General features: G+C 59.5%; 18 protein-coding genes and 2 pseudogenes. 12 read left to right on the top strand and 8 right to left on the bottom strand.

The genetic code is table 11. The features are described from left to right. Window positions 1-48: 48 nt before the first annotated feature. Window positions 49-1,089: an Ldh family oxidoreductase gene (locus AC1ROI_RS01735; RefSeq protein ID WP_102595503.1), complete on the top strand. Its 1,041-nt coding sequence runs from the start codon at window positions 49-51 to the stop codon at window positions 1,087-1,089. 96 nt (window positions 1,090-1,185) lie between these two features. On the opposite strand, the gene AC1ROI_RS01730 is transcribed toward AC1ROI_RS01735, so the two are convergent. Continuing rightward, window positions 1,186-1,503, bottom strand: a complete 318-nt coding sequence (locus AC1ROI_RS01730) for an ElaB/YgaM/YqjD family protein (protein ID WP_010460652.1) — start codon at window positions 1,501-1,503, stop codon at window positions 1,186-1,188. A 164-nt stretch (window positions 1,504-1,667) separates the two neighbouring features. Between AC1ROI_RS01730 and AC1ROI_RS01725 the strand changes: the two genes are divergently transcribed. After that, complete coding sequence (locus AC1ROI_RS01725) at window positions 1,668-1,919, top strand: hypothetical protein (RefSeq protein ID WP_010460650.1); 252 nt, start codon at window positions 1,668-1,670, stop codon at window positions 1,917-1,919. Window positions 1,920-1,928: 9 nt separating this feature from the next. Here AC1ROI_RS01725 and AC1ROI_RS01720 read toward each other — a convergent pair whose 3' ends face one another. Next, a complete protein-coding gene (locus AC1ROI_RS01720) occupies window positions 1,929-2,837 on the bottom strand; it encodes a LysR family transcriptional regulator (RefSeq protein ID WP_042932031.1) in 909 nt (302 codons plus the stop codon). 85 nt (window positions 2,838-2,922) lie between these two features. On the opposite strand from AC1ROI_RS01720, the gene AC1ROI_RS01715 reads away from it, so the two are divergent. Continuing rightward, entirely contained in the window at window positions 2,923-3,846 is a 924-nt protein-coding gene (locus AC1ROI_RS01715) for a carbon-nitrogen hydrolase family protein (RefSeq protein WP_010460647.1), read from the top strand. Window positions 3,847-4,001: 155 nt separating this feature from the next. Here AC1ROI_RS01715 and AC1ROI_RS01710 read toward each other — a convergent pair. The 3 genes and pseudogenes from AC1ROI_RS01710 to AC1ROI_RS01700 all read right to left on the bottom strand — a co-directional run. After that, window positions 4,002-4,232, bottom strand: a pseudogene (locus AC1ROI_RS01710) (LEA type 2 family protein); the annotation flags it as partial. 29 nt (window positions 4,233-4,261) lie between these two features. Further along, the gene (locus tag AC1ROI_RS01705) at window positions 4,262-4,495 is read right to left on the bottom strand and encodes a hypothetical protein (protein WP_010460643.1); all 234 of its coding nucleotides are present in this window, start codon (window positions 4,493-4,495) and stop codon (window positions 4,262-4,264) included. Between the two features lie 88 nt (window positions 4,496-4,583). After that, window positions 4,584-5,081: a BCAM0308 family protein gene (locus tag AC1ROI_RS01700; protein ID WP_010460640.1), complete on the bottom strand. Its 498-nt coding sequence runs from the start codon at window positions 5,079-5,081 to the stop codon at window positions 4,584-4,586. Between the two features lie 318 nt (window positions 5,082-5,399). Here AC1ROI_RS01700 and groL point away from each other — a divergent pair. Next, window positions 5,400-7,016: pseudogene (groL, locus tag AC1ROI_RS01695) on the top strand (chaperonin GroEL). 20 nt (window positions 7,017-7,036) lie between these two features. On the opposite strand, the gene AC1ROI_RS01690 reads toward groL, so the two are convergent. Beyond that, window positions 7,037-8,089 carry a phosphotransferase gene (locus AC1ROI_RS01690; protein WP_102595239.1) on the bottom strand — a complete coding sequence of 351 codons (1,053 nt, stop codon included), beginning with the start codon at window positions 8,087-8,089 and terminating at the stop codon, window positions 7,037-7,039. A 259-nt stretch (window positions 8,090-8,348) separates the two neighbouring features. On the opposite strand from AC1ROI_RS01690, the gene AC1ROI_RS01685 reads away from it, so the two are divergent. The 8 genes from AC1ROI_RS01685 (at window position 8,349) to polX (ending at window position 17,193) form a co-directional block, all read left to right on the top strand. Further along, on the top strand, window positions 8,349-9,236 hold the full coding sequence (locus AC1ROI_RS01685) for a universal stress protein (RefSeq protein ID WP_102595240.1): 888 nt from the start codon (window positions 8,349-8,351) through the stop codon (window positions 9,234-9,236). Between the two features lie 32 nt (window positions 9,237-9,268). Beyond that, window positions 9,269-11,032 (top strand): acetate--CoA ligase, encoded by a 1,764-nt coding sequence (acsA, locus tag AC1ROI_RS01680; protein WP_102595241.1) that lies wholly within the window; start codon window positions 9,269-9,271, stop codon window positions 11,030-11,032. Continuing rightward, on the top strand, window positions 11,029-12,012 hold the full coding sequence (pdhA, locus tag AC1ROI_RS01675) for a pyruvate dehydrogenase (acetyl-transferring) E1 component subunit alpha (RefSeq protein WP_102595242.1): 984 nt from the start codon (window positions 11,029-11,031) through the stop codon (window positions 12,010-12,012). Before acsA ends, pdhA begins: the two co-directional genes overlap by 4 nt. Then, entirely contained in the window at window positions 12,009-12,995 is a 987-nt protein-coding gene (locus AC1ROI_RS01670) for an alpha-ketoacid dehydrogenase subunit beta (protein WP_042932032.1), read from the top strand. Before pdhA ends, AC1ROI_RS01670 begins: the two co-directional genes overlap by 4 nt. Window positions 12,996-13,041: 46 nt before the next feature. After that, on the top strand, window positions 13,042-14,160 hold the full coding sequence (locus AC1ROI_RS01665; protein ID WP_102595243.1) for a dihydrolipoamide acetyltransferase family protein: 1,119 nt from the start codon (window positions 13,042-13,044) through the stop codon (window positions 14,158-14,160). An 11-nt stretch (window positions 14,161-14,171) separates the two neighbouring features. After that, window positions 14,172-14,450, top strand: coding sequence for an acyl carrier protein (locus AC1ROI_RS01660; RefSeq protein WP_010460623.1), 279 nt, complete (start codon window positions 14,172-14,174; stop codon window positions 14,448-14,450). 161 nt (window positions 14,451-14,611) lie between these two features. Then, on the top strand, window positions 14,612-15,172 hold the full coding sequence (locus tag AC1ROI_RS01655) for a nitroreductase family protein (protein ID WP_102595244.1): 561 nt from the start codon (window positions 14,612-14,614) through the stop codon (window positions 15,170-15,172). Window positions 15,173-15,372: 200 nt separating this feature from the next. Then, window positions 15,373-17,193, top strand: coding sequence for a DNA polymerase/3'-5' exonuclease PolX (gene polX / locus AC1ROI_RS01650; protein ID WP_102595245.1), 1,821 nt, complete (start codon window positions 15,373-15,375; stop codon window positions 17,191-17,193). 135 nt (window positions 17,194-17,328) lie between these two features. On the opposite strand, the gene AC1ROI_RS01645 is transcribed toward polX, so the two are convergent. Both AC1ROI_RS01645 and AC1ROI_RS01640 read right to left on the bottom strand, forming a co-directional pair. Beyond that, window positions 17,329-18,564 carry an acetate/propionate family kinase gene (locus AC1ROI_RS01645; protein ID WP_102595246.1) on the bottom strand — a complete coding sequence of 412 codons (1,236 nt, stop codon included), beginning with the start codon at window positions 18,562-18,564 and terminating at the stop codon, window positions 17,329-17,331. Then, complete coding sequence (locus tag AC1ROI_RS01640) at window positions 18,561-19,871, bottom strand: bifunctional enoyl-CoA hydratase/phosphate acetyltransferase (RefSeq protein WP_256580115.1); 1,311 nt, start codon at window positions 19,869-19,871, stop codon at window positions 18,561-18,563. The genes AC1ROI_RS01645 and AC1ROI_RS01640 overlap by 4 nt, the downstream gene beginning before the upstream one ends. Window positions 19,872-19,981: the final 110 nt, after the last annotated feature.

Raw genomic sequence — 19,981 nt, 5'->3', positions numbered from 1 at the left:
CCTCGTTTCCCCTGGTGCCCGTATTCAATAATAAAACTGGAGCTTCAGATGACCGCAACGCCCGAAGTGGCCGTCAGTTCGACCACCCCATCGCTCGATTTCGACGCGCTTGTTGTATTGCTTGAGCAAATTTTCCTGCGCCATGGCACCTCCGCCGATGTCGCCAGGACCCTGGCGCTGAACTGCGCCGGCGCTGAACGCGATGGCGCCCACAGCCATGGCGTGTTTCGTATTCCAGGTTATGTCTCGACACTCAAGAGCGGCTGGGTCAACGGCCAGGCCGTGCCCGTGGTCGAGGACGTCGCCTCGGGGTTTGTCCGGGTCGACGCGGCTAACGGTTTTGCCCAACCCGCGCTTGCGGCCGCCCGGGCTCTGCTGGTGGAAAAGGCCCGCAGCGCCGGGATTGCGGTGTTGGCGATCCGCAACTCCCATCATTTCGCGGCACTGTGGCCGGATGTCGAGCCGTTTGCCTATGAAGGGCTGGTGGCGCTGAGCGTAGTGAACAGCATGACGTGCGTGGTGCCCCACGGCGCCGACCGGCCGCTGTTCGGCACCAACCCGATCGCCTTCGCCGCACCCCGGGCTGACGGTGAGCCGATTGTCTTTGACCTGGCCACCAGCGCCATCGCCCATGGGGATGTGCAGATTGCCGCGCAAAAAGGTGAACGCTTGCCGGCAGGCATGGGCGTGGACAGCCTTGGCCAGCCGACTGAGGATCCGAAGGCGATTCTGGAGGGGGGCGCGCTGCTGCCGTTTGGTGGGCACAAAGGTTCAGCGCTGTCGATGATGGTCGAATTGTTGGCGGCGGCCCTGACCGGCGGCAATTTCTCCTTCGAGTTCGACTGGAAGAACCATCCGGGAGCCAAAACGCCATGGACCGGCCAACTGCTGATCGTGATCGATCCGAGCAAGGCTGCCGGGCAGAATTTCGCCGAACGCAGCCAGGAACTGGTGCGTCAGATGCACAGCGTAGGGCTCAAGCGCCTGCCGGGTGATCGACGTCACCACCAGCGAGCTCAGTCCAACGCTCAAGGCATTCAGCTGAACGCTCAGACGCTGGCAAACCTGCGAGAACTGGCAGGGCTCTGAAACGTTTTTTTGTAGGAGCCAGGCTTGCCGGCGAAGGCGATTTCAAATACGCCTTCGCCGGCAAGCCTGGGTCCTGCAGTTTCGATGTATTTCTGTTTAACGGCGGCCCAGCAGCAACCCGACCACCAGGCCGAACCCGGCGGAGATGGCCACGGTTTGCCATGGATGGCCACCGATGTAGGTCTCCGTCGCGTCGACCACCGGTTTGGTGCGGTCACGAACACTGGTGACCGAGTCCCGGGCCTGCTGGAGTTTCTGAGAGATTTGCCCGCGAAGGGTCTCGGCTTCCTCACCCACCAGAGAAGCGCTGCTTTTGAGCAGTTTTTCCGATTCTTCGATCAGTGCCTGAAGTTCGCTGAATGCCTGATCCTTGATCTGGTCTTCGGCGGTTTGTGCGGCGGTTTTCCGGGCCATTGGGTACTCCTTGCAGGTAAATGGGCAGTGAACAATGGAGTCTGCGGCAACTGAAAAAGTTGCAGCGACTTTGCGCATTGACTGTACGCCAAGGAAAAATCCCGAGTCGGATATTTCGTCCTACAGTGTAAGATGTCGCCTATTTTACGCAGCAGGTAACTCCCATGAGCTTCAATCTGGCCGACAAACCCCTGGCTGAGCGCGCAGCGCTTGAAGATGAGAAATCCCGTCTGTTCGACCTCTGGCAAAGCAACCTTGGCAAATCCAAGGGCGAGGCCGCGCGGTTGTTTGGCGAACGCGCCAAGCGCAAAGGCAAATGGGCTGAATGGGTTCGTGCCGAACTTGATGCCATGTCGCCCCCGGAGTTCGCCAATATGGTGCGCAGTGAAGTGAATCGCTTGATGGCCGCCAAGTAAGGCCTGCCTTCACGCAAAACTCGCGACAATGGCCTCGCGCACTTTCAACACCACCGGATCGAGCTGCGTGCTGGTGCGCCAGCCCAGTTCGATCGGGTAGCGCGGTAACGCCAAAGGGCAGGGCAGCAGCGCCAGACCGCAGAGCGTCGCGATGCTTTGAGCGGCGTGGGCCGGAATGGTCGCCACCGCCTGACTGCCCTTGAGCAAGTGTGGCAACGCCGCAAAGTGGGTGGTCGAGGCGCATACCCGCCGACTCAGCCCCAGCGCCGCCAGCCCCTCATCGGTGATCCCGATAAAGCCGCCGGACGACACCAGAATGTGCTCGCGGGCGACGAACTCCTCAAGCGTGAGAGTCTGTTGCCCCGGGGTCAGGCTGAGCGGATCCACCAGGCACGAATAACCGCCTTCACCCAGCACCTGACGACTGAGCAACCGCTCACTGAACCCGCCCGCGGTGATCGCCAGATCAATGCTGCGTTCCATCAATGCCTGGGCGACGATCTGGCTGTGGGTTTGCCGAAAAATCAGGCGCAACTTCGGCGCGCTGCGCGCAATGGCCTCGATCAATCGCCGGCCGTAGGCCACCTCGAAATCATCCGATAACCCCACCGTGACCGAGCGCCCGTCGTAATGATTGGCCGCCGGATCGACCATTGCCAGGCTCTGACGGCATTTGTTCAGCGCATCGCTCACCACCGGTTTTAACTGATTGGCCTTGAGCGTCGGTGCCAGGCCACGGCCGGTGCGCACGAACAATTGATCGCCATACAGCTCGCGCAGTCGCCGCAACGCCGCGCTGACGGCCGATTGCGTCACGCCCAGACGCAACGCCGCGCGGCTGGCGCTGGACTCTTCATGCAGCGCTTCGAAAACTTTGAGCAGGTTGAGGTCAACAGTGGCGATATTCATTTGGCTCATATCATTCAGCAGTGAGTCGGGCTTTATTCATGATCCCGTGGCGCATGAGAATGGGCAACACCTCAACGCTTTCGGAGAGATCGCCATGCCAAAATCCATTGTCGCAGCGTTGCAAATCGGCGCCTTGCCCGGCGGCAAGACCGAGACCCTGGAACAGATTCTTGCCTGGGAAAACGCGATTATCGAATCCGGCGCCGCGCTGGTGGTGATGCCCGAAGCGTTGCTCGGGGGTTATCCCAAAGGCGAGACGTTCGGCACTCAGCTGGGCTACCGACTGCCGGAAGGTCGCGAAGCGTTTGCCCGCTATTTTGCCAACGCCATCGACGTGCCCGGGGCCGAAACCGACGCCCTGGCCGGGTTGTCGGCGCGCACCGGGGCCAACCTGGTCATCGGCGTGATCGAGCGCGCCGGGAGCACGTTGCATTGCACGGCGCTGTATTTCGATCCGCAGGCCGGCCTGGTCGCCAAGCACCGCAAACTGATGCCCACGGGCTCTGAGCGATTGATCTGGGGCAAGGGCGATGGCTCGACGTTGCCGGTGATCGACAGCCAGGTCGGGCGAATCGGCGCGGTGGTGTGCTGGGAAAACATGATGCCGCTGCTGCGCACGGCGATGTACGCCAAAGGCATCGAGGTCTGGTGCGCGCCCACCGTGGATGAGCGCGAGATGTGGCAGGTCAGCATGCGCCACATCGCCCATGAAGGCCGTTGTTTTGTGGTCAGCGCTTGCCAGGTTCAGGATTCACCGCAAGCCCTGGGCGTGGAGATTGCCAACTGGCCAGCGGATCGGCCGCTGATTGCGGGCGGCAGTGTGATCGTCGGGCCCATGGGCGACATTCTGGCGGGGCCGTTGCGTGACGGGGCCGGGTTGCTCACCGCCGAAATCGACACCGACGACCTGGTCCGCGCGCGTTATGACTACGACGTGGTCGGTCACTACGCGCGCCCGGATGTGTTCGAGTTGAGCGTCGATGAGCGCGCCAGGCCCGGCGTCCGTTTCACCGCATAACCGTCACTGGTTGAACAGCATCACCCCTGTAGGAGCGAGCCTGCTCGCGAATGCGGTGTGTCGGAAAACCGTGTATTGACTGACACTCCGTCTTCGCGAGCAGGCTCCCTCCCACAGGGGATATTCATTGTCGGTATGACCGAGTTCCGGGCTGTCGACCTCGGCAAGCGCAGTTTTCCGGTGTCGACGAAGCGCACCGTTCCAAACAAGCCGCCCGCCAGTTTGCCGCGTAACACGTAGGGAAGATTATTCAGTGTCTGCGTCTGGCTCAGCCCCAACGTCCGGCGTAACAACGAGAACGCCGAAACGCTCAGCACGGTTTCGGAAAAGCGTGCAATCGAGCCCGACTGATCGCTGACGCCGGACGCCATGCCACGGCTGGCTACGCTGCTGACCCAACAGCATTCACGTGCTGTCATCGGTTGTTCTTGTCCCTGGTATGCAACCATTCCTGCCAGGCTTGTCGGTATTTTTCATCCGCCCGTTTTTTTGCGTCAGAAAACTTATGGATGGTCTGCGCCGAAACGGGCTCGTTCAAAAATGCATAGGCTTGATCGTTCAAACGGTCGGCTTCAAAAAACAACGCCCTGCTATGGCTGATCGATTTAAGGTTGGTTGCATGCGGCGAGGCTGATTCATTGGTGGCCATGGTCGTACTCCTTCTGGAAGCACAAGAAGGTGAGCTCGGTGTCCTGATCCCCCCTCAACTTTCCATATTGAGACAACCGCGCCCGGTTCTATTCGTCACGTGTCCAGTTGACGCTCAAGCCATACTTATCATCGCCGTACCGGTAATCAGAGTTCCCTTTGAACGCGGCTTCCAGTGCATGGCCCAGGCGATTCGCGAGATGGATGCCGGTCGTGGTCACGATTAGAGCAGCCGCTGAGTCGGTAAGGCCGATGATGCGCTCCAGGGCATGCTCGGCTTTTTCCTTTTTTTCGGTGTTTTTGATCAGGTTGATGATTTCATTTCGATGCTTGAGCAAGAAGCTGCCCGATAACGTGAGCGTCCCCGCTGGCATGTTGTCATCGATGCGTCGGCAGGCTGGGCACGTCACTGTTTGCGCATCATGAATGACCGTGTTTTCAGGGTGTTTCCAAGTCCAGTTCCCGGCTTGATAGACCGCATCACACTGCGGGCAGATGGCTGAACCTTCAACCCGCTGCGAGCAATAGGGGTCATGAGTGGATGTTTTGAACAGCTTGCTTTTTTGACTCTGCTGAAACTTGTCCATGGCTTTTCTCCTCGCGCATCAAATGGGAAAAGATCTCACCTGTAACCGTGAAACCGTGACTGAAAAACAGATCCCTTCTGCTTTCAGCCTGCTGAACACACGCCCTCATTTGGACTCTGTTTCTTGCTGCGCGAATTGATCTTTGTCAATTCCGGGACGTGAACTGACAGTCGGTCATCCCGACGGTGCGCGCATTGTTCGGGCCGTCTGGGGCGCGGTGGCGTTGTGAGTTTGTTGATAAAAGTCAACGTCGCCCGGGCCAGTTCATAGAAGCTGCCAAAACGCACTTGTTGTAAAACTGGCCAGGAGAACACCCTGATGGCTCACACTAAAATCGTGTTTCGTGCTGCAGCCCGCGAGAAAATCCTGAGTGGCGCCACACAGTTGGCAGACGCCGTGCGAGTGACGTTGGGGCCAAAATCAAAATCGGTACTGATCCAGAGTAAATGGGGCAATCCGACGGTCTGCAATGATGGCGTCACGATCGCCAAACGCATTGACTTGCTCGACCCCGAGGAAAACCTGGGCGCGCAAATGCTGCGTCAGGCGGCCGAACGCACAGGCGATGCGGTAGGGGACGGGACCAGTACGTCAACGGTGCTGGCCCATGCAATCCTGGCCGATGGCATCCGTAACGTCGTCGCGGGCGCCAGTGCAATCGACCTCAAGCGCGGCCTGGATCGCGGGCTGTTGTTGGTCGTCGAATCCCTGGCCGCCCAGTCACGTCCGGTCAGCACCCCCAAGGAAAAGGCCCAGGTCGCCACGCTGTCGGCGCATAACGATGCCGTCATCGGTCAGCTGGTGGCAGACGCCCTGGAAAAGGTCGGCGTTGAAGGCGTCGTCAGTGTCGAGGAATCCAAGACCACCGAAACAGTGGTCGAAGTCATGGAAGGCATGCGGTTTGACCGGGGTTATGTCTCACCCTATTTCGTCACCGATGCCGAGAAGATGCAGGTCGAACTCGATGACGCCTACTTGCTGCTTTGTGACCATAAGATCGGTGCACTCAAAGACTTGCTGCCCTTGCTTGAACTCGTGGCTAAAAGCGGGCAACCACTGGTTTTGATCGCGGACGATATCGAGGGTGAGGCGTTGACCACGCTAGTCGTCAACCAGATACGCGGTGTTCTGCGAGCGGTGGCGATCAAGGCTCCGGGCTTTGGTGATCGGCGCAAGGAAATGCTGCAGGACATGGCCGTTCTGACAGGGGCAACGGTGGTTTCCAGCGAACTGGGCGTCACTCTGGAACAGGTGGAACTGAACCAGTTGGGACGTGCACATCGAGTCGTGGTGCAAAAAGACAGCACGGCGCTGATAGGGGGCGCCGGTACGCGCGAGGCCATCGAGGCGCGTTTGCAGCAGATCCGTGCGCAACTAGACAGTACCACCAGCGATTACGACCGTGAAAAGCTTCAGGAACGACTGGCAAGGCTGTCTGGCGGAGTTGCGGTGATCCGGGTCGGGGCGCCTTCCGAAGCTGAAATGAAGGCGCGCAAGGATGCGCTGGATGATGCCATCTCAGCGACCCGGGCGGCGATCGCCGAAGGCATTGTGCCGGGGGGTGGTCTTGCGTTGCTCAAGGCCGTCCCGATTATCGCGGCCGAAGAGGCCCAATATGAGGGCGATGCCAGGACCGGCTTGCAGATTCTTCGCCGGGCGCTGGAAGCTCCGGCCAGACTGATCGCTGAAAATTCGGCGGTGGATGCCGGCGTCGTGGTTGCGCGCATGCTCGCCGAGCCAGGGAACATTGGCTTCGATGCGTCTGCCAATTGCTATGTCGACATGTAAGAAGCCGGCATCATTGACCCGACCAAGGTGGTGCGTATTGCCCTCGAAAATGCTGTTTCAGTCGCCAGTATCTTGCTGCTGACCGAGGCGACCATGACGGATATTCCGGAAAAGGAATCACTGGCCCAGGCTCCTTTCCCTGAATGAAACGCCCATCGTGGATAACGTCATGTATAGGAGGCCGCCTCAGACATCGCCAGGTGATTGAGAATCGGGTTTTCGCCGTGCAAGTAACTCAGTGCCTGGTGCATCAACTGGACAGCTTTTTCTTTTTTCTCGTATCGCTTGGCCGGATCGGCATGACGTAGCGCTGCACCCGCAAGGGAGAAGCTGCGCGTGGCAGCCCGCAAAGAAAGGAAAAACGCCAAGGGTTTGCAGTCTTCCTGCACATCACTGTGGTTGAGGTAACTGGACAACAGCCGAGCACCTAACCTGTTCAGGCCATGGTGTTGCAGGTCCATCAGCACAAAAGCCAGGTCGTAGAGCACATCGATGCAGGCAAGCCGCTCACTGAACTCGATGCCATCGAAGAGGGTGGGCTGACCGTCGAGCAGGCAGATATTGGCCAAGCGCATATCACCATGGCAACGGCGAACGCGGCCCTCACGGCGGCGATCTTCGAGGCAGCCGGTCAACGACTCCAACAGGGTCCGGGAGGTATGAGCAATCGCGGTGACTGTCGCGAAATCGAGGATGGGTGGGTAGCGAGACATTTCCCGATGGTTTTTCTCGATTTCTTCATACAGGTCCGGGATGTGACCGTAAGAAGGAGTGATGGGCGCATTGGCATGAAAGCGGGCGATCTCAGCCCCCAACTGTTCCATCATCGGTTCAGTCAGACGTCCTTCAACGGCCATACGGTCAAACAGCCGATCCTGAGCGAAGCGGCGCATCACCACGAGCCAGTCAACCGCTGGTCCGCAACCGTTGAGCGCCAACTGGCCATTCGCCTGGCGATTGATCGGACACAGGCTCAAATACAGCGTCGGCGCAGTCCGTCGATTGAGCAGTAACTCTGCCTCACAGGCGTTTTTGCGGCTTTCCAGGCTGAGGAAATCCAGCTCGGCAAACGCCACGGCGCGTTTGAGTTTGTAGGCGCGGTTGGCATGCAGAAAAATCACCGAACCATGGGTCTCGATACGCTCCACGGGCTGGTTTGACGTGCCGTAGCTGGACGGCCTGGAGAGAAAGGCTATGACCTCGTCTTGCAGGGTGTGCATTCTCGCCTCCACGTCGTCTGCGGACTTTTCGGCAGTGTGAAGAAGGGAAGGCCCGCTCCGATTGATATTGATCAAGTACGGTGGAATGAAAGGCTGCTCCTCTTATGGGGGCTCACGTCGGTAGTTGATATTTATCAACGTCAGGCACTTTCCGGCGGAGCAACCTGAATCAGCGCTGGTGCTTGGTCCGGCGTGGACGCAACGGCTGAGCCCTACGAGGCCAACGGCAGGCGTTGAACCCTCTGCCTGGAGTCAGACCATGAGCCAGTATCAACAACTGTTACTCATCCTCCACCTGGCCCTGCGCCATTCTCCGGCAATCGACCATGCAGCAGCGCTCGCCAGGGCCAGCGGTGCACGTTTGCATATTGCGACGTTGATTCCTGCGTTGAAACTGTTGTCGCTGCTCGAAGAAGGCGACCGGAAAAAGGCTCGGGAGCGTTACCTGCAGGACCATCACGATTGGCTGGAGGACCAGTCCAAACTTCTGCGTGGCAGAGGGATCGAGGTGACCACCGAGGTGGTGTGGGCTGATGACATGGAGCAAGACATCCTGGATCACGTCAAGGAATTGCAGCCCGACCTGTTGATTAAGGAAATCCAGCAAGAATCAGCGCTCAAGCGCACGTTTTTCACCCCGTTGGACTGGCACTTGCTGCGCCACTGTCCGGTACCGGTTTATCTGGTGGGCGAGGCTCACCATGTCCTGCCGCGCAGGATTGTGGCGGCGGTTGATGCTTCGGCGGGTGGGCCTGAGAACAGTGAGTTGAATGACCGCATTATCCACCAGGCTTCCAGCCTCGCCATACAGTGTGATGCCGAGTTGCACCTGCTGTATGCCTATGACATTACGGAAGACTACCTGGAGGAATTGGGCGGTGGCTTGAAACTGTCGGAGCTGACCAAGGGGCTGCGCAAAGAGCTGGAACAATCGTTTCTGAAACTCGCCGGTCGGTACGGTGTGCCTGCTAACCGTCGACATTTCATTCTGGGACATCCCGTTTCGGCGCTGAGCGAGTTCGCCAACAAGCACAACATAGATGTGATCGTGATGGGCAGAGTCCAGTACCACGGGGTGGAGAAACTGCTGGGCAGCACGACCGAACATATTCTGTATCAGGTGCCCTGCAGTGTCCTGGCGGTCTAGGGACGGACCAAAGACGACTCAAGGTGGCGATCATGCATCCAGCGATCATTAAGAAAACCCTGGCCAACTTGCCGTTAGCGCCGAATTGGCTCGATAGCGTGCAAGCTCGGGAGGCCTTTTCCTGGCAGGTGGAAGCCAATGCGCTGGCCGGTTTGCCGGGCGGCGGTTTGAACCTGGCGTATGAAGCCGTGGATCGCCATGCGCAGGGTGCGCATCGACGGCATACGGCATTGCGCATTCTTGATCGCAACGGGGGGAGTTGCGACATCAGTTACGCCCAACTGAGCATCCTGACCAACCGGTTTGCCAATGTATTGAAAAAGCTGGGCGTGATGCCCGGTGATCGACTATTTGTACTCTGTGGCCGAGGGCTGGAACTGTATCTGGGGGTGCTCGGGGGCCTGAAACTCGGTTGCGTGGTGTCGCCATTGTTCTGTGCCTTCGGCCCGGAGCCCATCGAAACCCGTATGCGTCTTGGCGAAGGCAGTGTGTTGCTGACCAGCGAAACCCTCTACCGGCGCAAGGTCGCGGCCATACGCGAGCGTTTGCCGGCCCTCAAACATGTGCTGCTGTACGACGAAAACGGTGGCGATACGGCGCAGATCGAGGGGACGCTCAATCTGCATCAGCTGCTGGCGCAGGCAGAGGAAGCCTTCACCGTTGCCAATACGACCGCCGACAGCCCCGCACTTTTACACTTCACCAGCGGCACGACAGGCACTCCGAAAGGCGTGTTGCATGCCCATGGCGCGGCGCTGACCCATCGCGTCACCGGGAAATACGCCTTGGACTTGCACCCCGAAGATGTCTATTGGTGCAGCGCCGATCCGGGTTGGGTGACAGGTACTTCCTACGGGATATTTGCCCCGTTGTTGCTGGGCGTCACCAGTGTGGTCGAGGGCAATGAATTCGATGCCGAGCGTTGGTACCGGATACTTGAGAAGCAACAGGTGACGGTCTGGTATACCGCCCCGACGGCCATTCGCCTGCTGATGAAAGCGGGGGCGGAGTTGGCGCGCGGCCATCGTTTTCCGAGTCTGCGGTTTATCGCCAGCGTCGGCGAGCCGCTTAATCCCGAGGCTGTCTGGTGGGGCAAAGAGGTGCTTGGGCTGCCGATCCACGACAATTGGTGGCAGACCGAAACCGGCGGCATCATGATTGCCAACACGGTTGCCATGCCCATCAAGCCAGGCTCCATGGGTAAGCCGCTGCCGGGTGTCGAGGCGGCCATCGTCGTTCGAGGAGAAGAGGGCGGACTGGTGTTTCTGGGTGACAACGAGGTCGGTGACCTTGCCTTGAAACAGCCATGGCCTGCCATGTTCCGTACCTACCTGGGGCAGGAGGAGCGTTATCGTCACTGCTTTGTCGGTGAGTGGTACCTGAGCGGCGATCTCGTGCGTCGCGATGCCGATGGTTACTACTGGTTTATTGGTCGCAGCGACGATGTCATCAAGTCGGCGGGTCACCTGATCGGTCCGTTCGAAGTTGAAAGCTCCCTCATGGAACACCCGGCCGTAGCCGAGGCCGCGGTGATCGGCAAGCCCGACCCGCTGTTGGGTGAAACCGTGAAAGCCTTTGTTTCACTCAAGCGTGGTTTCACTGCCAGCCAGGCCCTGCACGACGAGTTGCTCGGTCATGGACGCAAGCGCCTCGGGGCGGTCGTTGCGCCCAAGGAACTGGAATTTGTGGAAGTGCTTCCGCACACCCGTAGCGGAAAACTCATGCGGCGTCTGCTCAAGGCCCGGGAACTGGGTTTGCCTGAAGGCGACACTTCCAGCATGGAGAGCCCGCCATGAGCCTCCCACCGCGGTCCCAGGACATTGCTCTCGACCTGCTGCGGGACATGGTGCGTATCCGTCGTCTTGAGGAGCGCGCTGGCGAGTTGTACGGGGAGGGCAAGATTCGTGGCTTTCTGCACCTGTACATCGGTGAAGAAGCGGTCGCCGTCGGCGTACTGCATGCACTGGCAGCCAACGATGCGGTGGTCGCGACGTATCGCGAACATGGCCACGCCCTGATCAAGGGCGTCCCCATGAAAGCAATCATGGCCGAAATGTATGGGCACCAGGAAGGATGCTCGCGAGGGCGCGGCGGCTCAATGCACCTGTTTGATGCCACGACACGATTCTTCGGGGGCAATGCCATTGTCGCGGGTGGCTTGCCACTGACGGTGGGTCTGGCACTCGCTGAACGTATGCAAGGTGGAGCGCGTCTTTCAGCCTGTTTTTTTGGTGAAGGCGCGATGGCGGAAGGGGCTTTCCACGAGTCCATCAACCTGGCCGCATTGTGGCAACTGCCGATGCTGTTTTGCTGTGAAAACAACCTCTATGCGATGGGGACTGCCCTGGACCGTTCGCAGTCGCAAACGGACCTGTGTGTGAAAGCCTCGGCCTACAAAGTCGATACCCGGTCCGTCGATGGCATGGACGTGATCGCGGTGTATGACGCCGCTCGTGATGCGGTTGAACACATCCGTGCGGGGCGTGGGCCTTTTTTTCTGGAGTTTCGCACCTATCGGTTTCGCGCCCATTCGATGTTCGACCCACAGCTGTATCGTGACAAGGACGAGGTGGAGCAATGGAAGACCCATGGGCCGATCCATACGTACAGTGCACAGCTTAAGGCCGAGGGTCTTTTGGACGAACCCGGATTTCTGGCGATCCTCAACCAGGTGGACGCTGAAGTGGAAGCCGCCGTTACTTATGCCGAAAGCGGCAGCCTGGAGCCGCTCGAGGATTTGTCTCGCGATGTCTACACCCCAAGGGCGGCGCCATGAGCATTCGTATGAGCTATCGCGAGGCGCTGCGCGAGGCAATACGTGAGGCGCTGCAGCGGGACCCACGGGTATTTCTGATGGGCGAAGACGTCGGTCGCTACGGTGGCAGTTATGCCGTGTCCCTGGGGTTGCTTGAGGCGTTTGGCCCCGAGCGCATTCGAGACGCGCCATTGTCCGAGCTGGGTTTCGTGGGAGCCGGAATAGGGGCGGCTTTGGGGGGCATGCGGCCGATTGTCGAAATCATGACCGTGAACTTCAGTCTGCTCGCACTCGATCCGTTGATGAATACGGCTGCTGCCTTGAGGCACATGTCCGGTGGACAGTTCTCCGTGCCCCTGGTTGTGCGCATGGCGACAGGCGCCGGACGCCAGCTTGCGGCGCAACACTCGCACAGCCTGGAGGGCTGGTACGCCCATATTCCCGGGCTGAAAATCCTGGCGCCGGCGACCATCGAAGATGCACGCGGCATGCTCTGGCCAGCGCTACTGGATCCGGACCCGGTGCTGATATTCGAACATGCCCAGCTCTACAACCTGGAGGGTGATGCGGGCGAGTGGGAGACGGTGGACATCAGCTCCGCCAAGGTCCGCCGAACCGGCAAGGACCTGACCCTGATCACTTACGGCGGCACACTCGGCAAGACCTTGGAGGCTGCGCAGGTACTGGCCGGGGAGGGCATTGATTGCGAAGTTATCGACCTGCGTGTCCTGCGCCCTCTGGATGACAAGACTTTGATGGCTTCTGTCTGCAAGACCCGTCGGGCCCTGGTGGTCGATGAGGGATGGCGCAGCGGCAGTCTATCCGCCGAGATCATTACACGGATCATAGAACAAGGCTTTTTCGAGCTGGATGCACCGCCGGCACGGGTGTGCAGCGCTGAAGTGCCGATACCTTATCCCCGGCATCTGGAAGAGGCAGCCCTGCCACAAGTGTCGACGATCGTCGCGGCCGCTCATGAACTGTGCCGGGGGACATCAGGGTGAGCGCAATGACGTGGCGTATTCAAGTATCAGGCCAGGAAGGTAAACGATGATCGAATTCAAATTGCCCTCTCTGGGGGCTGATATGGATGAAGGCACGTTGCTGGAGTGGAAAGTCCATCCGGGCGATGTGGTCAAGCCGGGCCAGGTGATTGCCGTCGTCGATACCGCCAAGGCCGCCATCGATGTCGAGTGCTGGCATGAGGGCACGGTGTCGCAACTGCTGATCGATATCGGCGCCAAAGTCCCGGTCGGTACCACCATCGCCTGGTTGTTGGAACCGGGCGAAGATCCGCACAGTGCGCGACGAACAACGACGGCGGCGCCGCTGCTGATCGAAGAGCAGGCATCGTCCGGCAGACGCCCGCGGATATCTCCCGCGGCGCGCAAGCGTGCTGCCGAGCTAGGCGTCAGCACCGCTGATGTGAAAGGCCATGGGCCACAGGGAGTCGTTACCCTGGAGGACATCGAGGCAGCCGCTCATGTGGCGCACCCGCCGGACCCCGACCAGGCCATGCGGCATGCCATTGCGGCGGCCATGACTCGTTCAAAACGCGAGATTCCCCATTACTACCTCAGCGAAACCATCGCCTTGGATAAAGCCATGGCCTGGCTGCAGGCACACAATGCGCAAAGCACACTTCAAGAGCGCCTGCTGCCCAGCGTCTTGCTGCTCAAAGCAGTGGCGCTGGCCTTGCGCGACTATCCGCAGCTCAATGGTTTCTGGCTGGATAACGCCTTCAAGCCCGCACTCGATACCGACCTTGGGGTGGCAATCACCTTGCGCCAGGGTGGCCTGGTCGCCCCGGTGCTGCATCATGTGGCGGACACATCCTTGACTCATTTGATGAGTGAACTGGCCAGCCTGGTCGAGCGCGCCCGCAGCGGATCCCTGCGCAGCTCCGAGCTGGGAGGCGCCGGCATGACGGTCACTCAACTCGGCGATCAGGGCGTGGACAGCGTATTGGGGGTGATCTATCCGCCCCAGGTTGCCTTGGTCGGTTTCGGTCGTATCAGTGAGCGGCCCTGGGTGAAAGAGGGCCAGCTGTGTGTCATGCCCACTGTCATTAGCAGTTTGTCCGCCGATCATCGAGTCAGCGACGGTCACTACGGCGCACGTTTTCTGGGCGAAGTTCGTCGTTTGCTGCAGACGCCAGAGGCGCTTTGAGGAGAGGGCATATGAACCCGCAAATGATCCGCGATGAAGTATTGAAAGCCTTGAAAGGCATTGCCCCGGAACTTGAAATCGAGCAGTTGCGATCTGATCGGTCACTGCGCGAAGAGGTTGATCTGGATTCCATGGATTGGCTTCGTGTCATCGAGGCTCTGAATCGGAGCCTGGGAATAGCAATTCCTGAAAGCGATTACCAACACGTGGACACCCTGGACAAGCTCATCGCCTATCTGGGGCAAAAGGCGAAATCCGGCGAAGCCGAGCCTTCGATCCGCAAGGGGTGAAGGTACTGGGCAGTAGTGCCGTCACGCATTGTTTGCCACTCAAACGGTGAGCCGATCGAATCGTCGGTTGCCACCGGTTCCGCCCTGATCTGATTTAAATCAGCAGCAGGTCTGCGTGAGTGGACGACTTTATGAAATGACCTACCTTGAGGTATGCACTCATGAACATCGACAAGGCAATCTCCGGCCGGCGCTCCACGCGTGAATACACGACAGAAGCCGTTGATGAAAATGTCATTCGTCGTTTGATCAATGCCGCTGCCCAAGCGCCCAGCGCGGTCAACCAACAACCGTGGACGTTCACGGTGATCCGAGACCAAGCAGTGCTGGATCGGATCTCGCGAGAAGCAAAGGCCTACATGCTCAAGACGATGCCCGCTGGCCCCCATTCCGCGCACTTCCATTCGCTACTCAATGACGAAAACTTTCACATCTTCTACCACGCGCCAGTACTCATCCTTATTTCGGGGAACGCGCCAGGTCAGTGGATCGTCGAAGACTGCGCATTGGCCGCCGAAAACCTGATGCTCGCCGCGTACGCTGACGGGCTGGGTACCTGCTGGATCGGTTTCGCCCAACGTTTTCTTGATACGCCACAGGGGAAGCATGCACTGGGCCTTCCTGCCGAGTGGACGCCAGTGGCGCCCATTATCGTTGGCCATCCGAAATCGGTGCCTGCACCGGTCTCGCACAAGGCGCCGGAGATTCGCTGGGTCGGCTGATCGCAAAACACGCACAGCATGTGCCTCACCGGCATTTAGCGCTGAACTCGGCTACCGTGGCGAGCTTACATATTGCCGCTTTCGTAAAATCGTCACTGCTTGAGGAATCGCGCGGGAAAAGCCCGACCTGTTAGTCAAGGACGTGCAATACGAATCAACGCTCAAACGCGCGTTCTTCATTTCACTGGACGGGCACTGCCATGAAGCTCACCGCCGTACCGCCTCAGGAACCGTTACCAGACTGGCTATCGGCCTCGTTCAAGGACAGGCGGCTGATTGGCAATGATCAAATTGCCGAGGTTTTTGACGAAATCGCTGATCTGCTGGAAATCGATGACGCCAACCCCTTCCGGATCCGGGCCTACCGTAATGCGGCGCGCACCTTGAGAGCGTTGACCTTTGAGCTGGCAGAGATCATCGCGCGTGGCGAACCACTGCCCAAACTGACCGGTATTGGAGTTGATCTGGCAGGCAAGATCAACGAAATCGTTACCACCGGAAATTGCGCTTTGCGCCAGCGGTTGCGTTCGACCTTGCCGCCCGGATTGGTTGAACTGTTGTCCATCGCCGGATTGGGTCCCAAACGCGTCAGGCACCTGTATCACGATCTGGGGATCGAAACCGCGCAGCAGTTATGCGAGGCTGCTCGACAGGGGCGCATTCGCCATCTGCCCGGTTTCGGTGAAAAGATGGAAACGCGGCTGTTGAGCGCCGCGCAGAAGGGGATTGGAAGCGATCGCCGTTTGCCGCTGGCGTTTGTCGAGCCCGTGGCGCACCGTCTGATCGAATACTTGCAGCAGCTTGCGGGTATCGAGGAAGCGACGGTGGCCGGAAGCCTGCGTCGCATGCGCGACACTGTCGGTGATGTCGACCTCCTCGTGGCCGCAGCGCCTTCTGTGAATGTCACGGCACACTTGCTCAAGCACCCGGAGATTTCCACCGTGTTGGTTAAAGGGCGCACGCGTGCCAGCGTCGTGCTGGGCTCAGGCCTGCAAGTGGATATGCGCATTGTAAAGCCGGCGCAATTTGGCGCCGCTCTGGTGTATTTCACTGGCAGCAAGGCGCATAACATCGCGATTCGCCAGAGGGCCCGGACGCTGGGGCTCAAACTCAACGAATATGGGGTGTTCAAGGCCGAAGAATGCGTGGCCCGTGCCACCGAGGTGGCGGTTTATCAGGCCTTGGGGTTGGTCTGGATCACGCCGGAACTGCGCGAAGATCGCGGTGAAGTCGAGGCGGCACTGACAGGTCGTTTACCGAGGCTGATTGAGTTGAGCGACCTCAAAGGTGACTTGCATGCTCATACCCGTGACTCGGATGGAGGCAATAGCCTGGAAGAGATGGCATTTGCGGCGCAGCACGCCGGACTGGAATACCTGGCGATTACCGACCACTCCCGGTCCCTCAGGGTGGCCCATGGCCTGGACACTGATCGATTGTTGAAGCAAATCGACCAGATCGATGCGCTCAACGCCCGCTTGCAAGGCATGACCTTGCTCAAGGGCGTTGAGGTCGACATTCTCGAAGACGGTCGCCTGGATCTGCCAGATGACATTCTGGGGCGCCTGGACCTGGTGGTGGGCGCCGTCCACAGTCATTTCGGCTTGACGCTGCATCAACAAACCCAACGCCTGCTCAGGGCTATGGATCATCGCTACTTCAGCGTACTGGCACATCCCCTATGTCGGTTGATCAATGAACGCGCGCCCCTGAACATGGACCTGCCTGCAATCATCAAGGCAGCCTCAGAGCGTGGTTGCTGCCTGGAACTCAACTCGCAGCCCCAGCGCATGGATCTGTTTGACCTTCAGTGCCAATACGCCAAGGATCAAGGCGTGCTCATCAGCATCAATTCGGACGCCCATCGCGCCGCGGATTTTTCCTATTTGCGCTACGGCGTCGCTCAGGCGCGTCGAGCCTGGCTGGAAAAACACGATGTGCTCAATACCCGTTCGCTGACCTCACTCAAGAAGTTTTTACGCGATGGCGGTGGCGGTCGACCTCAAAGCGCACAAAACTGATGTCAGGCCGTTGAGCGCCTTGTTGTCCGGGGCAGCCCCACGATCGGCACCTCATTTGAGCTCAAACGATCACCGTCGGCGGGTTGACCGGGGTGCCGGTGCTTTACAGCACTTGTCGGCGAGCCATCGAATCCTTCAGGGGATTAGGCGCGGGGCGGATCGACCTTGCTGATTGGCTGGCTCTGTCAGGCGCAGGGCATCGAGCGCCGTGACCCATTCTTCGTTGGTGGCTTCGACCACCACCTTGACTCGGCTGGCCGGGGTCGAGATCACTGAGGCATTGGCCCGGTTCGCCGTTTCGTTCAGTTCGACGCCCAGATACTGCAGGCCAGCGCACATACGAGAGCGAATCGCCGCGTTGTGTTCGCCAATACCTGCCGTGAACACCAGCATGTCCAGACCACCCAGTGCCGCGACAAGGGCACCGGCTTCGTGGATGAAGCGGCGCAGGTACAACGCAAGGGCCATGGCCGCGCGAGGCTCAGTGGCTTCGACTTTGAGCAATTCGCGCGGGTCGCTGGAAATGCCGGAAACTCCCAGCAGGCCAGACTCGTGATACAGAATATGGCTGACCCGCTCCAGGCTCAGCTTCCAGATTTCCATCAGGAAAATCACCGCGCCAGGGTCCAGCGCCCCGCAGCGGGAGCCCATCATCAAACCGTCCAGCGCTGAGAAACCCATGGTGGTGGCGACGCTTTTCAAGTCCCGCATACCGCACAGGCTGGCACCGCTGCCCAGGTGCGCGACCAGCGTCCGGCCGCGCGCCTGATCGCCATAACGTTCGGCCAGCGCAATGGATTGATAGCAATAGGAAAGTCCGTGAAACCCGTAACGGCGCAAGCCGCTTTCCCAGGCCGACCAAGGCAGCGGCAGGATTTTCTCCACGTCTGGCAGGGTCTGGTGGAAGGCGGTATCGAAACACACCACTTGTGGCAGGTCGGGGTGGGTTTGCAGCAGCGTTTCGATGGCCTCCAGTGCGAAGGGCTGATGCAGAGGGGCTAGCGGGATGTAGCTTTTAAGGTCGGCCAGCACCTGCGTGTCGATCAATACCGGTTTGGAGTATTTAATCCCTCCATGCACGACGCGGTGGGCGATGGCCCTGATCGAACGGCCTACCAGTTGAGTTCGCAACCGCTCACGAATATACCCAAGGGCATCGTGATAAGGATGTTTTGCATCGAGGGTCAGTGGCTGATCGTCGCCGCCGTTTTCGCTGACCACCGAGTTTGGCCCCGTGATGCCGTCGACCTCTGCGCGCCACAGTGGTGTGCGAGCCAAAGGGCTGCAGGTGGCGTCGAACAGGGCGAACTTGATGCTCGACGACCCCGCATTGAGGACCAGTATCACTTCACCGTTATCCGTGTCGTTCATGGCGGGGTGACCCGATAGTGATGGGCGACCAGCGCGGCGATGGCGCAGGACGCGATGCGCGATTCAACGGAGTCGGCGCGGCTGGTCAGGACAATCGGCACTTTGGCGCCAAGCACGATACCCGCGCTGGAGGCACCGCCCAGGTATTCCAGTTGCTTGACGAGCATATTGCCGCTTTCCAGATCAGGCACGACGAGAATGTCGGCTTTACCGGAAACAGCTGAGTGAATGCCCTTGATACGCGCCGCTGCCAGGGAGATGGCGTTGTCGAACGCCAGCGGCCCGTCAAGGACCGCGCCAGTGATCTGGCCGCGATCAGCCATTTTGCACAGCGCTGCGGCATCAAGGGTGGCGGGCATGTTGGCATTCACCGTTTCCACGGCAGCGAGAATCGCCACGTGGGGATTACTGACGCCGAGGATATGTGCCAGATCGATGGCGTTACGCACGATGTCCACTTTGTCGACCAACGCTGGCGCGATATTGATCGCTGCATCGGTGATGATGAAGGGGCGCGGATAAAAAGGCGTCTGCATCACGAAGCAGTGGGTGATGCGCCGCTTGGTACGCAGTAGCGCCGACGACGGCACCACGGCGGACATCAATTCGTCGGTGTGAAGGCTACCTTTCATCAACGCTTCGACTAGACCATCACGGGCCATTTGCGCACCGCGCAGGGCGGCAGCATGGCTGTGGGGCACGTATTCAATGGTGAGACCGCAAAGGTCGTGGCCGCCCTTGGCCGCCAAGGCTTCGAGTCTGGCTCTTGGGCCAATCAGGATCGGATCGATCAACCCAGCATCGCGGGCCTCAAGGGCCGCCTCGAAACTCACCTCGTCGCAAGGATGTACCACCGCAACGCGGATCGGTTCCAGCGTCTGGCAGGCTTGCAACAAACGATTCAGACCGTCGGCGCTGTGGCGCAGCTCTATGCCCGGCAGGCTGGCTCGGTGCACATCGATATGCTCGCCGGCCGCGTGGACCAGGGATTCACCTTCCAGCACGACCACGCCTTCCTGATTGATGCCGGTACAGGCCAGCGTGAGCAGATACCGCGCTACGTCGCGAGCAGTAACCGTCACCGAGACCGTCAGTGTGTCACCGATGCGTACCGGGGCAAGGAACTTGAGGGTTTGCCCCAAGGGCACCGAACCGGGCCCTGGCAACTGCGTACCAATCAACGCCGAAATCAACGCTCCCCCCCACATGCCATGGGCGAAAACAGTGTTGAAGTGGGTGGTGGCAGCAAATTCCGGATCGACGTACAGCGGGTTCACATCGCCCGAGACCAGTGCGAACAGCTGAATGTCTTGAGCTGTCAGGGTGCGCTCCAGAGAGGCGGACTCGCCGATGACGATTTCCTCGACGATCGATTATGCAGTCGCTCCAGATCGTCGGCGTTTACAGGAACAGAACG

It is taken from the genome of Pseudomonas sp. GW823-FHT02C02 (assembly GCF_058797635.1).
The sequence above is the reverse complement of the archived record's forward strand: the minus strand, read 5'-3'. Positions and strand labels throughout refer to the sequence as shown.